At 41.6% G+C, this 15292-nt stretch carries 16 protein-coding genes; 11 read left to right on the top strand and 5 right to left on the bottom strand.

The genetic code is table 11. The annotated features are described in order from the left end of the window. Positions 1-261: 261 nt before the first annotated feature. A complete protein-coding gene (locus QZV86_RS03455; RefSeq protein WP_295624070.1) occupies positions 262-810 on the bottom strand; it encodes a ribonuclease HI in 549 nt (182 codons plus the stop codon). A gap of 284 nt (positions 811-1094) precedes the next feature. On the opposite strand from QZV86_RS03455, the gene QZV86_RS03450 reads away from it, so the two are divergent. The 10 genes from QZV86_RS03450 to QZV86_RS03405 all read left to right on the top strand — a co-directional run bounded on the left by QZV86_RS03450 (position 1095) and on the right by QZV86_RS03405 (position 8547). Beyond that, positions 1095-1358, top strand: coding sequence for a hypothetical protein (locus QZV86_RS03450; RefSeq protein WP_295624068.1), 264 nt, complete (start codon positions 1095-1097; stop codon positions 1356-1358). Positions 1359-1507: 149 nt separating this feature from the next. Further along, complete coding sequence (locus QZV86_RS03445) at positions 1508-1918, top strand: hypothetical protein (protein ID WP_295624066.1); 411 nt, start codon at positions 1508-1510, stop codon at positions 1916-1918. A 50-nt stretch (positions 1919-1968) separates the two neighbouring features. Next, positions 1969-2328, top strand: coding sequence for a hypothetical protein (locus QZV86_RS03440; protein ID WP_295624064.1), 360 nt, complete (start codon positions 1969-1971; stop codon positions 2326-2328). 36 nt (positions 2329-2364) lie between these two features. Beyond that, on the top strand, positions 2365-2838 hold the full coding sequence (locus QZV86_RS03435; protein ID WP_295624062.1) for a hypothetical protein: 474 nt from the start codon (positions 2365-2367) through the stop codon (positions 2836-2838). A gap of 192 nt (positions 2839-3030) precedes the next feature. Beyond that, on the top strand, positions 3031-3180 hold the full coding sequence (locus tag QZV86_RS03430; protein WP_293006452.1) for a hypothetical protein: 150 nt from the start codon (positions 3031-3033) through the stop codon (positions 3178-3180). A gap of 85 nt (positions 3181-3265) precedes the next feature. Then, positions 3266-3682, top strand: coding sequence for an antirestriction protein (locus tag QZV86_RS03425; RefSeq protein WP_295624059.1), 417 nt, complete (start codon positions 3266-3268; stop codon positions 3680-3682). 576 nt (positions 3683-4258) lie between these two features. Next, a complete protein-coding gene (locus QZV86_RS03420; protein WP_295624057.1) occupies positions 4259-4462 on the top strand; it encodes a hypothetical protein in 204 nt (67 codons plus the stop codon). Positions 4463-4551: 89 nt separating this feature from the next. After that, positions 4552-5460 (top strand): hypothetical protein, encoded by a 909-nt coding sequence (locus tag QZV86_RS03415; protein WP_295624055.1) that lies wholly within the window; start codon positions 4552-4554, stop codon positions 5458-5460. Positions 5461-5671: 211 nt separating this feature from the next. Then, the gene (locus QZV86_RS03410) at positions 5672-7279 is read left to right on the top strand and encodes a hypothetical protein (RefSeq protein ID WP_295624053.1); all 1608 of its coding nucleotides are present in this window, start codon (positions 5672-5674) and stop codon (positions 7277-7279) included. Between the two features lie 89 nt (positions 7280-7368). Next, positions 7369-8547: a site-specific integrase gene (locus QZV86_RS03405; RefSeq protein ID WP_295624051.1), complete on the top strand. Its 1179-nt coding sequence runs from the start codon at positions 7369-7371 to the stop codon at positions 8545-8547. A 460-nt stretch (positions 8548-9007) separates the two neighbouring features. Here QZV86_RS03405 and QZV86_RS03400 read toward each other — a convergent pair whose 3' ends face one another. The 4 genes from QZV86_RS03400 to QZV86_RS03385 all read right to left on the bottom strand — a co-directional run bounded on the left by QZV86_RS03400 (position 9008) and on the right by QZV86_RS03385 (position 12532). Then, positions 9008-10018: a site-specific integrase gene (locus QZV86_RS03400; protein ID WP_295624134.1), complete on the bottom strand. Its 1011-nt coding sequence runs from the start codon at positions 10016-10018 to the stop codon at positions 9008-9010. Beyond that, the gene (locus tag QZV86_RS03395; protein WP_295624049.1) at positions 9937-10284 is read right to left on the bottom strand and encodes a helix-turn-helix domain-containing protein; all 348 of its coding nucleotides are present in this window, start codon (positions 10282-10284) and stop codon (positions 9937-9939) included. Before QZV86_RS03395 ends, QZV86_RS03400 begins: the two co-directional genes overlap by 82 nt. A 2-nt stretch (positions 10285-10286) precedes the next feature. Beyond that, on the bottom strand, positions 10287-11645 hold the full coding sequence (locus QZV86_RS03390; protein WP_295624047.1) for a replication initiation factor: 1359 nt from the start codon (positions 11643-11645) through the stop codon (positions 10287-10289). A gap of 101 nt (positions 11646-11746) precedes the next feature. Beyond that, positions 11747-12532, bottom strand: coding sequence for a hypothetical protein (locus QZV86_RS03385; RefSeq protein WP_295624045.1), 786 nt, complete (start codon positions 12530-12532; stop codon positions 11747-11749). A gap of 136 nt (positions 12533-12668) precedes the next feature. Between QZV86_RS03385 and QZV86_RS03380 the strand changes: the two genes are divergently transcribed. Beyond that, on the top strand, positions 12669-15292 hold a 2624-nt coding region (locus QZV86_RS03380; RefSeq protein WP_295624043.1), incomplete at its 3' end, for a hypothetical protein.

The raw sequence follows: 15292 nt of genomic DNA, 5'->3' as shown, positions 1-15292 counted from the left end.
TAGTTCTATTGCAAAAAAACCATATAGATCAGAGTTAAGTCTCTTATCAATCTTATTATGTAGTATAAATAAAGAATTGTCTTTCAATAAAATGAATTCTTTCTATGAAGCTTGGCCATATTTACATGTACATTTTTTTGAACATATAACGCTTTGATAGTTGCAGAAAACATATAGCCTGCTATTCGAAAATCTAGTTGGACTTGAATCATAATGTTGACTCATATGATGATGAAGATCTTGATGACCCTTATTCAGAGCTCATTCCCTTGATGAAATCAATTTTAGCAAGATATCTTTTCGCAACGCCTGCCTGGATGCTTGATCAACCAAACCAAATAGTTTATCAATCTCATCCTTCTTGTTAGATGGCTGATGCCCTATCACCTTTACAAACTCGCAAGTGAGATTGGAGCTCAATCTATAGAATTCTTGGTACAGCTCATAATTATTAAGTTGTTTGTTTTTATTAGAAAGGTAATTACTTCCTGCAAGACGGGCACGCCTTCCCGGCAGACCAATAATATTCTGTGAATCTGTATAAACCGTCAAAACCATGTCGCTACCACCGTATAAAGCAATCGTTTCACTCAATGCCCACAGCAATGTTTGCAATTCCAATTTAGTCGAGCTGGTTTGTTCAAAACGCTTCACTTTCACCGTATCTTTTAGAGATACTATTGCGGTACCTAGTACAGACACCACAAGGTAAGCACCATATCCAATCTTTAATTGGTTATTAACACTACTGTCGATAAAAATATGCAAATAAAGCATATTAATTAAATTCTGCTTTAAACTAAAACTCAAAGTATCACACTCACTCGTCTTCGTCTTCTCAAGTGGAGTATTCTCATTTTTTTATTCCTCCGCAATCACACATCCCCAGGAGACCTTAGGTAACAACCCCATGAATCGTATCGTCAAGTAAATCCCAGACATTCACCCCATTCCAAGCATTCTAGCAACAGTCTGCTTTTTCCAATAATTTCAATTTATTGCAGTTCAACTTCACTTTCTTCCACTCAACCCAAAGGGCCAACCATACCTACCATTCAATTATCCCCCAATCTTCATCAATCAGGAGACCTCACATGGCAAATCGACCCAGACGCAACCTTCAATCTGCCGGACAATTACTCGAAAAAGCAGCTTCAAGCTTATTCCGCTGGGCAACCACCGATCACTCAGGCATAGGGAAGATGCGCAAGCTTATGCCTAAGCGGGGATTTCTTGATGAAATCCTGGACATTCTGGTGTTTTCTCTGATTGCCGTATTCGGCGCTGTTTTACAGGCAGCCTGGATATATATTCTGATCGCCTATGGAATTCCGTTCTTGATCTTCGGGCACTTCTGACTTTTTAATTCTTTTCATCCCTCTTCGGTTTCAAAACTCCACCCGTCCTTGCCTTACATACATTTGTGGTACTTCAAATTATTTTCTGATTGTTTCCATTGGCTTTTGAGTTTTTCTCTCTCCCTTCTCATACTCTCAAGGAGATCTTCATGCTCATACTTAATGGCCCTTCATTTACTAAAATTATCCCCGACCCCGATATTCGGTTACTGGTCGAACAACGCTTTGCTCAGATCCTTGCAAACGAACCCTATGATTACGATCACCACGGTTACATGATCGTCGTTGAACCCCATGACATTGTCGAGTCACTGGAACAAGAAACAAAGTGCCCCATTCTGCATAACTATTTCGATAACACTCAATTCGGTGATTTTGATTTCACACCTTGCTTTGAAGCACTGGAAGAACATGCCACCTTTTTCGAGATGGTATTCATTTTAAACGATGAAGGTTTTGGCATCATGATCTTCATCCCAAAACAATCAGGCATAAACGCGGATTTATTGGCGCTATGTGTTGAATATGCTGTTCCCGCAATAGCCCTGTCGCAATCCTGACTTCCCCTCGGTTTTATTGATGTTTTCCATTTCAATTTTAAGGAGTTTTCATGAATATTCCTATGAATACGCTTGTCTCCGATATGGTTAACCTGCTGGATGAGAGTCTGCGGGAAGATTTTGAGGAACGCGCCGGAATCATTGAGTTTGATGCGGAGTTACCACGGGGCCATGCTGAATGTCTGGCTTTACTCGATGTACTCCAAAGATATCCGCATGTGTTAACCGGTGCGACTTTACTGCAGGTTAAATTGAAAAATTCAGTCTATATGGGGCTAGCGACAGATATTGATCATGCACGACAGTACCTAAAAAATATCGGGGGTGTCGAGATTGCTTTTCTCAATCTGAAAGATGTTATCGATCATCAATTTGAGGGAATCTGCAGGATCGACATTGCGCATTTCTGATCATCTTATATGAAATAACTTAAAAAGGAGTTCAACATGAAGCGTGTCACTACAGAATCAGATATTCGTATCCTCAAGGTTGCCACCTGCCCTTCTCTATCAGGCAAATCCACACTCACTTATCAAATCGCTTGCAATGCTGAATCTGATATTCAATTCCGTATAGTTGCCAATACCGGCGGCGGTTTCTTCAGCAAGGAATGGATTACCTTGGATACCATTCTGGAAGCTTTTAATGAGCGGAAAGGCGATAAGCCAATTGTATCTTTGCTGCTCTATCCGCTATTTCAAGGCAAATCACTCAACACGCCTGCATTTCTTTTGGCAGTACTGAAGCAGGAAGGTTTGGTGAGTCCCCTGGAAGATAATCCGAAGCACTATACACAGTTGCCATCTGATGCTTTTATGGCTGAAGTCGAAAAATTAATGCAGACGGCCATTGATCCGACGGCCATTGATGGCAGCAAGAAGACTAAATCAAAGAAATCCCAGACTCACTCAGCTAGTTGAAGTCCGCAGTCCCCTCAATAGTTACCTCCATAAACCCTGGCAGTACAACACAGCTGTAACTTTGCAATCAATCGGCGGTGCAATACCGACCGTATGCCGAACCTGTTTCACTTTTCTTTTTAATGGATTTTTTCAGTGACGCTGCTCGTCATCGGAAGAGTCTTTTTTTATTTCCCAAAAGGAGCAATTACTATGTTATTCCAAAACTATCTAATTGATGCAGTCAACGATGTCATTGCCTGGGATATTCCCGACGAAGCATTGGCTGAAGCTGTCATAGCTCAAGCCAGTTTGATGGCCAGAGTCAATCCCGATGAGATGACATTGTTTGATTCTAACTGAGTCGTCTTGCTGTTTCACATCGACCTATTCGGAGTGGTGCATTCAATTGTGCTGCTCCGTTTTCTTTTCCAAAGGAGCATAAATCATGACCGATCAAATCATCACACGCAGGCAAGTAGCCGACGATCAACGCATCACTCACACAGCCAATATTTTCGGCGTTCAATTTCCAATGCACTTTGAGCCTGCAGTCTATCGTTTTACCGAGATGCTTGCAGCTGAATATAGTGGCGGATATTGGGAATTTTACGCATTGAGTAACGGTGGCTTTTACATGGCACCTGATTTGAATAAAACATTTCAGGTCATCTGTGAGAATGGCTTTGAGGGGAAGCTATCTGGGGATGCGTTGGGCATCACAGTTTGTCTGTATACCTATAGCCATTTTTCTTTCAGCGATCATGCGAGATTGGCTGAAACTTGCGCCCGGCAGTATCGTTGGCTGCGGGATTATATGCTGGAGCATGAAGAGGCCAGGAGTATTCTGGGGGCGATTGACTGACACAGCAGATTGCGGAGGCAGAATTTCAGGTTTCCAATTTTTGTTCCCCACTCGTCGCCAACCGCTTTTCCCGAAATCGATGCAGCGCATGGAAGCGTCAAGGCGTCGGGTGCGTCGAGTGTTTTCAGAGAAATTTTTTCTTCGGCAATATTCTAGCATCACCGCGGCACTGATTGCCTCGTCGTCGGCCTCGTTCTCAGAAATCTATGCAGAAAAAGAAAACCGTCAAGGCGTCGAGTGCGTCGGATGCTCTGAAAGATTTTTTTACAGCTGTGGCACTAGCTGCTCCCTCTGACATCCTCCAATGATTCTCAAGGAACACACCATAATTTTTATTATCACATATATCTTTTACTTCTTCATAGAATGAGATATTTATACGCCTCTATATAAACAACATCTTAATGTTCAATAATCATTATATTATGGTAGATAAATATAATATTAAAATTAGTAGATAAGCCCCGATATTCTCTAAATAATATTTTTTTATCTATAAATGAATTAGTGATACTTGATGGTCACATTATATTCAGGAGTGCAGTGCAAATATTGAGCCGCTAGATTCGGCAACCCTTGGGCAGGAGCAAAAATAAATTTCAGGAAAACACCCGACGCACTCGACGCCTTGACGGCTTGCCTTGCGTCACATGGGTTTCCGAGCGATGTCTCGGGCGACGGGTGGCGACGAGTAGCGATGTAGTGAATTGGAGTCGCATAGAATTTAACTTTAAGAGTATTCCAAAAATTGATGTAATGCGTGGCTTTATGCTGCTATAGGATGACTGGCAGCACGCTATCGTCATATTTCTTTATGACGCATTTTAATCCCCCTTTAAAATAGCACCTTTAACAAAGCAATCAGCCAAATGAAATCAACGAAGCCATTAATACTGACTATTGAAGAAGCTGTCGCACTCATGATCAATCTTGATTATATACCGACTGGTTTTTCCCTATTAGAAATGACTAGCGCATTTTTAGAAGAAGCAGAAGTGGAGTATGAAAATGCCCAAATCAAACGTTTCCCGGAGGCTCATCTTGAATCCTTAAAGTTCCGTATGGATGCCTGTAAAGCCAGACACACACTTGCTCTAAATCTAATGGATCAAATTCGTCACGAGATACAGAATTCTAAGGATTCAAAAATAGTTTCATCCGAGGATTCGACTTCTTTGACCCGCCTGACATTCGAAAGTGTATTTGACTGGGCGGGCGATAAATTTGGAATCGGTAGTCCTAAAATATCGAGTGGCTATCCTGTAGAGAATCATACTATTAAATCAGATAATTCTACTGAAAATTTCAAATGGGAAGATGTCACGATCAAGATTTATAAAGATTATAACCTCGGCTACAAATTAGGAAATGGTAAGTACAAAAAATCATCCTTCCAGAAAATTGGTCTCATGGGAATTCGTAAGCTAGAACCGAATTATATTGGAGGCATCCTGATTATTCTTAGTAAAGGAATAAAGTTTCCAAATACAAAGAAAGCTGCTGGCAAAGACAAAACCGCAATTTCAAAGCTAAGATCTGCACTTGTAAAGCTAACCGACATCGAAGGTGATCCATTTACTCCATTTAACGAAGTAGATGGTTGGAAGCCTAGTTTCAAATTAATTGATGATCGAAGAAACGCCGATGAGCGTGCGAAACAAAAGGCAGTTCATGTTCCCCTTGATGAAAATAAAGATGCCGATAATCTAAACCCCGAGACTCCAGACTTCGAAAATATAAACGATGAGGCTGGCAATTGGTTAAATGAACATGGCTGATTACCGGTAACCCTCCCCCAAATATTCATCTAAATATTATTTTTGATTGATTTTTATAGCATAACTTCTCTGAAAGACCTACATGGTGTTACCAGTAACGCATACCTATTAAGGAAGTACAGATGCTGAATAGTTTTGCACTGACTTCCTGAACCGTTTGTTTCATTTAATCGATGAAATAATTAATACCAAAATGCTAAAAGGAAATTTTATGTTAGAACATAGGCCAAAAATAGATATTTCGAAAATTCAACCGCCGCAATCGCTCCCCAAAAAAAAAGATGTGTACGGCGGAAAAAAAACTTTTGACGCACCCGACGCACCCGACGCCTCGTCGCGCGGAGCTAGTGTCAAGTCGACGGGTCAGTCGATTGATCAGGTGATTCCAGTTTCAAATAAATTTCCACAAAATCTGCCCCAGAAATTCGATCTTTACTTAAACCAACATGGAATAGCTCATGCAACAATGAAGACTTCCGGGAATCCGTTGGCTTTGCCTGTTGGGAGCAAACAATTAAACAATATTATTAGAAACATAGCATTAGATGAAGGTAAAACATTGCGCAATTTAGATATTAAGTTTGCCAATGAATATTTAGTTGGGCATGCTGAAACGATCGGTATCGTCAAGCCGGTTTGGTACCGGGTTGCACCTTTCCAAAACGGCATCGAGTTGGATGTCGGAGATAAACTGAACTCCCGAATTCTGGTCACGCCAGATAGCGTTGAAGTTATCACCCAAGATTCAAATACATTATTTAATCGAACACCGACTTCAAGGCCTATGGTGATGCCCGCTGATAAAAGTGACATAAGCCGACTTTTTAATTACCTGAACCTGACCCAATACGACCAATTCTTATTATTGGTCTGGCTGTGTTATACACTGGCACATCCTAAGATGAATGGTATCAACTACGTCATTTTGTTAATTCAAGGTGATCAAGGAACCGGAAAAACATCGCTTTGTAACAATATAATCTTGCGCTTAATAGACCCTAATGTGATTGGCACGCAAGTTTTTCCGAATAATGCAAAGGATTTGGCCATTGCGTCGCAGCACTCACATGTACTTTGCTTCGATAATATGCGCAATTTCAAGGCATCCATGTCCGATAATTTGTGTATGGCAGCTACAGGCGGAACAATTACAAATCGTGCACTGTATACCGACTCCGATCAGCACGTTTCTTCCTTGCACGGTGCCATTGTTCTCAACGGCATTCACAGCTTCATAAATCAGGCAGACCTGGCACAGCGCTGTCTGCCGATACGCACACTGCCACTATCAGAGTCAGACCGTGTATCTGAAGCGGTGATGCTTAAACGCCTCGAGGATGATCTGCCACTAATTTTCCGTGGATTGCTTGAAATGACTTCAGATATGCTGAAGTGCCTTCCGGACGTGAAAATAACGCACCCGGAACGCATGCTTGATTTTGTGCACTGGCTCGCAGCGTTTGAAAATGTGGTTGGAATGCGCGATGCTGGCCTCCAACGTGCTTATAGCTCAGCTTTACGACAAATTCAATTAGATAGCTTAATGGAAAATCCACTCGCCACCGCCATCTACGATTTTGTCGACAAAACTGAATTTACCGAATGGAGTGGTACCCCACAAGCACTACTTGCGGCTCTCAACTTGAAAAGTTCATTAGGCACATCGTATTCACGCGATTGGCCGAACACTCCCATCTCACTTTCAAAACGTCTGAAGGCACTAGATACAAGCCTAAAAACCCAGGGCATTATCATCGAATTCGGACGCGGGAATGAGCGCAAAATTACGATCAAAAAAGTGGGAAAAGGTAATGATTAGTTAATCGTGCAATTAAGTCACTAAATAAATTCATGTTATTCAAATACTGATCAAACTAATTTCACGTATCAATATTTATGGAGGCTTATATGCCTGTTATAAAATTATCAGAAAGCTTTATTAGAAATAATCTGCAATGCCCGGAAGGTAAATCCCGCATTGAGTACTGCGATGAGGATCTCCCAGGCCTATATGTTGAAGTGCGTAAAAGCCAAGGACAAACCTATTATTTGCGCTATAAACAAGCCACAGGTCAGACCTGTCATCAGAAGATTGGTCGCACGACAGATATCACATTGGCTGATGCACGCAAGAAAGCCAAAGCGCTTAAAGCGGAGATTCTTGCCTTGGGAGCCGATCCACGTGGTGAAGAAAAAGCCAGACTGGCAGTATTAACCTATGCAGAATTCTTCGAGCAGCACTATCTGCCCTATGTGATGCCACGGAAACGCTCATGGGATCGCGATGAAGAGCTGTATCGACTTCGGATCAAAGCTGTATTTGGGAATAAGCGACTCAATCAAATCACGCGTCAACAGATCCAGTTGTTTCATACTTCGCTAAAGCATGAAGGATTGGCTGCTGCCACCTGCAACCATCACATAAAATTATTGAAGCATTCTCTTAATCTGGCCATCGATTGGGAAATGCTGGATAAAAACCCAGTGGCACGAGTACCGATGTTTCATGAAGATAACAAACTTGAACTTTATATGGATGATGTAGAACTGAATCGTTTATTGACGGTGTTACATACCGATGAGAATCGGTCTGTCTGTCAGATCGCCCTCTTCCTACTTTCTACAGGCTGTCGGTTAAACGAGGCACTTTCTGCCAAATGGAGTGATGTGGATATGAGTAAAGGCATATTCACCATCCGAGCAACAAATGCCAAGAGCAGAAAATTACGAGGAGTGCCATTAAATGAGAGTGCTATCGAGATCCTTAAACAATTGGACACTCAAGGCAAGTTTGAGTATCTGTTCATTAATCGTCTCACAGGCAGGCCTTATTGTAATATTCACAAAGTCTGGCAGCGACTGCGCGAGAAAGCAGGTCTAAAACATCTGCGCTTACACGATTTGCGGCATCAGTATGCGTCTTTTCTGGTCAACAGTGGGCGCACTCTTTACGAGGTACAGCAGATATTTGGACACAGCACCAGTGTGGTTACGCAACGTTATTCTCACCTTTCCACCAAGGTCTTAAATGAGGCTGCCCAAAGCGCATCGATTAAGATCAGGGAGGCCACGACAACCACGACGTAAAAACGGCGAAAATGACGGGTCGGGCTGGCGCAAACTGGCCCAGCTCGCGCCCATAGTCTGTCGCTCTGGGGCGATTTCGAGGTGAGGATGGCTGCCCTATCGGCTACCCCGCCGGGTGCGCCTCGGATCGTTTTGGGGCAAATCCGGGGCTTTTTCTCGCTCTGCCTTGCTAGCGCTCAATCTCCGGCAACTAGGCTCGGGATCGTTCGGATTCAGTTCGGAAGAAATTTTAATATTGGATTGTTTTCAATCAATTTTTCTTGAAAATGGGGCAAATGGCACCCATAGAAGTTCGGTTCTGGTTCGGTTTCAGTGAGATTAATCATGAGGAAATAAAAAAGAATTTACATTTCTTCAGCTTTGAAACCATAATTTTCGCTGTGACTGCTACTTTTAATCCGTTGGTCGCCAGTTCGATCCTGGCACGACCTACCAAATGGAACAAGGGGTTAGTAAAATGCTAACCCCTTTTTTCTTTCTGAACGTGACAAAAACGTGACAATTCAATCACGTGCCCACCACGCTCACGCTCGATTCTAGCCGCTGCAACCCTTAAATGCTCGGTTGCATACTTGGCATAGCGATCCACCATAACTCTGGATTTCCAGCCACCTAAATCCTTCAACTCATCGCAGCTCGTACCAGCCTGACGATGCCATGAAGCCCAGGTATGCCTGAGATCATGAAACCGAAAATCATTTAATCCTGCTTTTTCTAGTGCGGTATGCCACGCGCTGTTTGTGATTTCCCAGCGAATCGGTTTACCATGATAAGTAAAGCAAAACTGCGGATGCTTCCCAAGTTGCTCTTCCAGAACAATGACTGCATCGTGGTTTAGCGGCACACCTCGCGGTGTTCCATTTTTGGTTTGGTTAAGCCAGGCTGTTTGACGTTCCAAATCAACCCGACTCCATTCTAAACCAGTAATCTCCTTTGCACGGCATCCCGTAGCAAGTGCAAAACGAATCAAAGCTGCCAAATGAGATGGGCTTGCTACAATCAATCGAGTAGCCTCCTCTCTAGTCAACCATCTATCACGTTCTGTTTCACCCGTTAAAAAACGAATCTTTGGCATTGCATCAATCCACTGCCACTCATCACGAGCCATGCGTAACAAGCTGCGAATTAATGCCAAATAACGATTTACTGTCGCTGGCTTATTTCCTTTTGCTAGTACACTTTGAATGACTGACCAAATCACATCACCTGTAATCTGGTTTAGCATCAAATGACCTAGAATAGGATCAAGTTTGCAGCAAATTCGTTGAACATCCTTAATGCTTCGTAAATTCGCCTTTATCGCGAGATACCTTACTGCGGCTTCTTGCCATGTACGTTGGGGCTTAATGCCGAAATGATGTTCCCGAAATGCTTCTAGCCGAATTTTGGCTAGCAGTGCTTCAGCATCCTGTCGGATTTCAGTCCCAGAGCTTTGGCGTATTCTTTTGCCGTTTGGGAACGTTGTTGCAATCCACCAGAAACTAGAATCTTGTCTCCGGTAGACACCTTCTTGGGTTTGGGCCATATTGCCTCCTTCTTAGCCCGCCCGTGCTCGCACTGCTTATATTCTTCTATCCAGGCATCCAGGTCAACCCTGTCATATAGGCAGCGACGACCTAGCTTGATATAAGGAATCTCCAATTCAGTGAGCAATGTCACGCCAATACCGAGATATTGCGCCGCTTCTTCTTTGGATAAGCATCGAATTGCAGGCAGAGGCAGGCTAACTTTATCCATTGTTATTCGCCGTCCGATTGCTTCCGATACTCAGCCGCATCTTTATCTATACTCGCTTGTTCTTCCGCTTCGATAGAACGATTCAGGATGGTATTGAATTGACGCGCTTTAATGGTTACCTTTTCCTGTATGTAATCATCAAAAGTCAGTCCTAAATAAAAGCTTTTACGTTCATGATAAACATAAAGCGCATCCTTAAAAACCCGTATGCCCGAATCAAAATCCTTGATGCCTTTGCACGCCATGAGTGAAATCAGCGTGCTGAGTCCGATCTTGCAAAGCCAATCATTGCCAGGTACACGCGCAGCGCTGAAACGAGATGATAAAGGGCCGCCATTGGTTTCCCAGTCGATAGAGGATAGGTAACCCCATAAAGGATGAATCGGCCAGCGTGAACGGGTTTGATCATCCCCATTCGGCAGGGTTAGGCGTAACCATTCTGTTGTGGCATAACTCCATAAGCCGCTGAGATTACCAAGCACCTCAGACAGCTTTCCGAATCCTTTCTGTGTCAATACTCCTCGATTTAACTGAAATTCAAGCCGCCAGACCTTATCTTCTCCATTCCATCCGGCTTTTTTCCATAACTCATGCAAATAGAATTTCTTCGATTGTTTTTCTATTTCCAATGTTTTGTCATACAGACGACAACTAATGACACCCCCTGCCCCAATGACCCAGCCGGAGAAGGCACGTTCGATAGAATAGTTATTAATAGATGAAGCACGCGTCACCCAGGCATGACGATCCCAGCTTTCCATATCAACTGAACTGAAGAAGTCCACGAACAGATCGATGCGACTGACATTAGCAGATTCATAAACCACTCCAAATTGAGCCAGGATGGATTGCAGCTCTTTTTCTGCTGCAACGGAACCCACATGTGTCAGATACTCGCTGGAAAGCTTCACATAAGCCAGTGGAACCGATTGGCTACGAGATAGCTGAATACGAAAAGCATTATCTTCCAGAATATAAGGAAATAGCCTAGCTCCTTTATCTTTGACTTCGAATATATGACTATTAATGGGATATTGCGCCTTGACTTGCTCAAAGGGTTCTGGTGATTGTGCGATTTGCTTTAGTTCAGTTAGCCTCTCATCAACATCAGGAAATAATTCCCCTGGATAGGATAGATAAAGGCTATCAACTCCAAATCTTAAAAGCTTGAAATATTCATTATTGCAGTTATTGGGTACTGTGTTACTAGGCGGCGTACCCTCTGAAGATGATTCGGACAGATGCAGTGCACCTGTCAAATCTTGTTCCACTTCGCCATCACGCCACGCGGCCGCGCTCTCGCGCGTTGCATCGCATGTTGGCTCAGCGGATTGAATAGATTCTTTTGTTTCCTGTGACATTTAAAAACTCCTAATCGTTGATTGATATGCAATTGCTTTTCAGCAACGATCAGAAATTTATGCCTCAGGCTACAAAATGTCGTCCACCTCAAATTTCAATTTCAGGTGGTTGAAAATTTCTTGGATTCTGTGAACTGTTTTCGGAGATTCTTTCGAGCACCGGGTGCATTGGAATATAGCTTCAATTGATGTATGAGCAATTCTTCAAGTTGCGCATCAGACATTTGATTAAACCCAGATTCCCGAAGAATAAAGAATGCATAACGCAAATCCTTGTATGCTTCCCAGTGTTTCTTTGAAGGCCCTTTTAGGGAGCTGCGCAGCCGGATAAAAAATTTCCTGTCATTTTTAACTTCCGCTTTGGAAATACGTAAAGCAAATGTCGGACAAGTGATAATAGAACGGTCTATGCGCACTGCATTAAATAATGAATCATCATCCCCACTCCGAACTTCATCGACCATTGCGTTGAGCGTGCGATGAAACAACATGATTGAAAGAATATTACGCTGCAATGCAGAAAACAAACCGACAACATCACTAATCTCGAATAATCCCTCCAATCCGCCTTCCCATGTCTCATACTCAACATTTTGAAACATACTAAACACAGCTTGAGTTGGATCGTCTGATTGAGCAGCTTTGTGCAATTCCTGATGACAACCTAGGGCGCATATAAGCAACGCCAGCAATTCTTGAAATGATAATTCATAGCTGTCAGCCCAATATAAACCTTGATCCAGTATTCCCATAACTCTATCTTTAGGAGCGGAATTTAAAAGATCAGGCAATTCTTGCATTTGGCCACGAATTTCTGGCAACTTATTGATAAGTAGCTTGAATTGTTCAAGTGTGAGATTGCCATACTTGCTATTATTTTTTTCCATATCGATTCTTTAGAAATGAGAAGATACTGTACTAAAACGTACACTTTATTTATCGACACTGAAAACATAAAAATAAAAAATTATTAATAGGCTTTAATCCGAATTTTTATAGATAATATTGATCGACACACAAAGAATGGCCAAGCGAACGAAAAAAGAAAAACGAAAGCTCAAAACTAAAGCTGCTCATCAGAGAGGTAGCGCGTCAAAAAAGAAACTTAGCAAACCAGAAAAAATTATTAATCCTCAAAAACTAGAAGCTTTACTTAGAGAAGGGGAACGATGGGCGTCACTATCTGTAACAATTAAAGAAATTTCCAACGATAACAAAGAACTAATCAAAGATCTTTCAAAATTTGATCCAAACACAACCATTCCTTTATTATCAGGCCTTCAGACACTACCTGACTATCAATCCAACTGTATAAGATTAGAAATTCTGGTTGCATTAGCGGTTGTATTTTGTGATGGCAATAAGGAATCAAATATCCATGATGCGGCTCGTTGGTTTCATAAAATAGGCCAATCGCGGTGTGTTTATGGCGAGGATCCTAGCGAAGACATTTTTGTTTCTTTAGTTCAAGACCAAGATGGCGACTACAGAGTTTTGGAAGGTGCATGGGAATCAACAGGATTCTATACACGACTAATTTTAGGCGTGGTTTCAACAATGCCTGATAACGGAGTATTTGTAAAAATAAAAAAAGCCGTCAAATCATTACTTATTATTTCTGATTTATTGTGTAAGAACTCGCAATTACAACGTTATCAAATAGGCTCAGAAGAGATTCATTCAAGACTGTCGATTGCTAGTATTCCTGATAGAAACGAGCTGATTTCTCGTGTGACCCTTTCATTTAAAGATCTTGAAAAATGCGGCACAGAACTTTACGACCTTGAACCGTTTCTATTCCAATCACACATGAAAGATCACTTAGTTTCCCAGCAAGTAGGAAATAGCTATCTTGATCGACATCCTCTTATTAGCACATCGGATAAACATTTAATAATATCAATGCCAAGCGCACTATCAGTCGCGTTAAGAGATTTTGTAATACAAGAAGTTTTAAAAAATGACCTAGTTAAATCGTTTGATGATGCTCTTGCAAAAAAGTATTCTCGATTCTTTTATGAAACTCCTCTTTTGGGCGGCCCATTCTATGCTCCCGTCCACTGGAAAATGAGCGGGAAACATCGCACTTCATCCTTTCTCTTTCAAGTGGATGTGGGATTTTTTATATTATATCAATTATTCCTTCCTTCGATTGAATACCATAACGATGGCGGCTTCAAGGAGATTATAGAAGATGATGGTGTACTTACTGACAAACTTCAAAAATCCATCGATTCAACGGTACAACAAATTTCTAAAAAAGCCGAATTTAAACAAGGACTGTTAGTCTTGGTTGGTTGCGGATGGGGAAAGGGATACGCAACAAAAGATATCATATTTAATTATCCTAACTGGCGATTCGAAAGCATATCAGCGCCAGACCTTATACGTCTTAGCTCAATAGCAGACTTGAACCCGGGTTACTTTTGGAGAATACAAGAAGGCTTTGAAGCAATTACAAGAAATGGGGTAAAAATTGTTAATGCGAATGGAATACTGAATCTAATTGGTTGGGTAAGAAAAAATAATGGCCACTTTGTTCCCCACGCCCAACTGCCTGACGGAGAAATATCTGTTGATCGGCCAATTATTCTCCACATTCCTACAAATATGCTTAGGGATATAAGAGCAGAAGCAGAACAAGGTTATGATAGACACAGTTCGTTTGATAATATGGGTAAATTGCATGACGTCCAGCACCATTCAGCAAAACCACTATTTACAAGTGAAAGTCTTAAGAAGCTTTTTGTGTCTATTACAGATGTTAGTAAAGGCATTCTTACATTTGTATATGAAGGCAAATTCCAGATTTGGCTAACAGTATTGGCCAAAAATATTGAAGACAGGGATGTTAAATTTAGATTAGGAGAAATGGCCCGTGAATGGCTACATCGAATCGGTAATATTTTTGATGAACATATATCCTTGATCGGTTCCCAGAAAAACTTAAAAGTTTATGCAGAATTTCAGGATGATACTCCAACAAGCGAAGCTAAATTAATCCAAGGTCCACTCAATCTGGTTTCACTTTGTGAAATTGGGGATTTGCATGAGAAAAACTCGAAAATTGCTATTTTCAAAAAGGGATTTCTTGACGGATTTAGGGTTGCTGAAAATATTGCTGAACGTTTCTTCGTTTTTAATGCCGTTCGCACCTTATTAACCATTCTTGGCGATAGGGACATCAATGAAAAAACGATAGTTATTACAGATAAGGTTGTAAAAAACACAGAAGCGCGTAGCTTCCATATCTTTCATACACAACAGTTTTTAGATTATGTCCGTGATGGACTCCCTAAGAAGTTAATAGAAATAGATGAAATTAATCACGGTACAGCTAAATTAGGCCTGGGATGGCGCGCTTTAAATAGCATCAATATAGATAAAAAAAACAAAATAACTGGAGAGGGTGATTGCGGAAAATTTCTGCACAAGGTAGTAGATATGCTGATTTCAGAAATATCTGAGATGCTAGGCAAATTTGATCGTAAATCAACCCTACTGAAACTCATAGCCAATTGTGAAAAAGCATATGATGAAGAAGATCATTGGAGAAAGACTTCGGCGGCAGTTCTTGGACTTCACGGTGCAAACGAAAAAACCCTTAACCAATATGTAGAACAGACTTCAAAGTTTGCAAATGCAGC

The sequence above is a fragment of the uncultured Nitrosomonas sp. genome (assembly GCF_902826915.1).
Taxonomy (GTDB): Bacteria; Pseudomonadota; Gammaproteobacteria; order Burkholderiales; family Nitrosomonadaceae; genus Nitrosomonas.
This window is presented reverse-complemented; position numbering and strand designations above follow the sequence as displayed.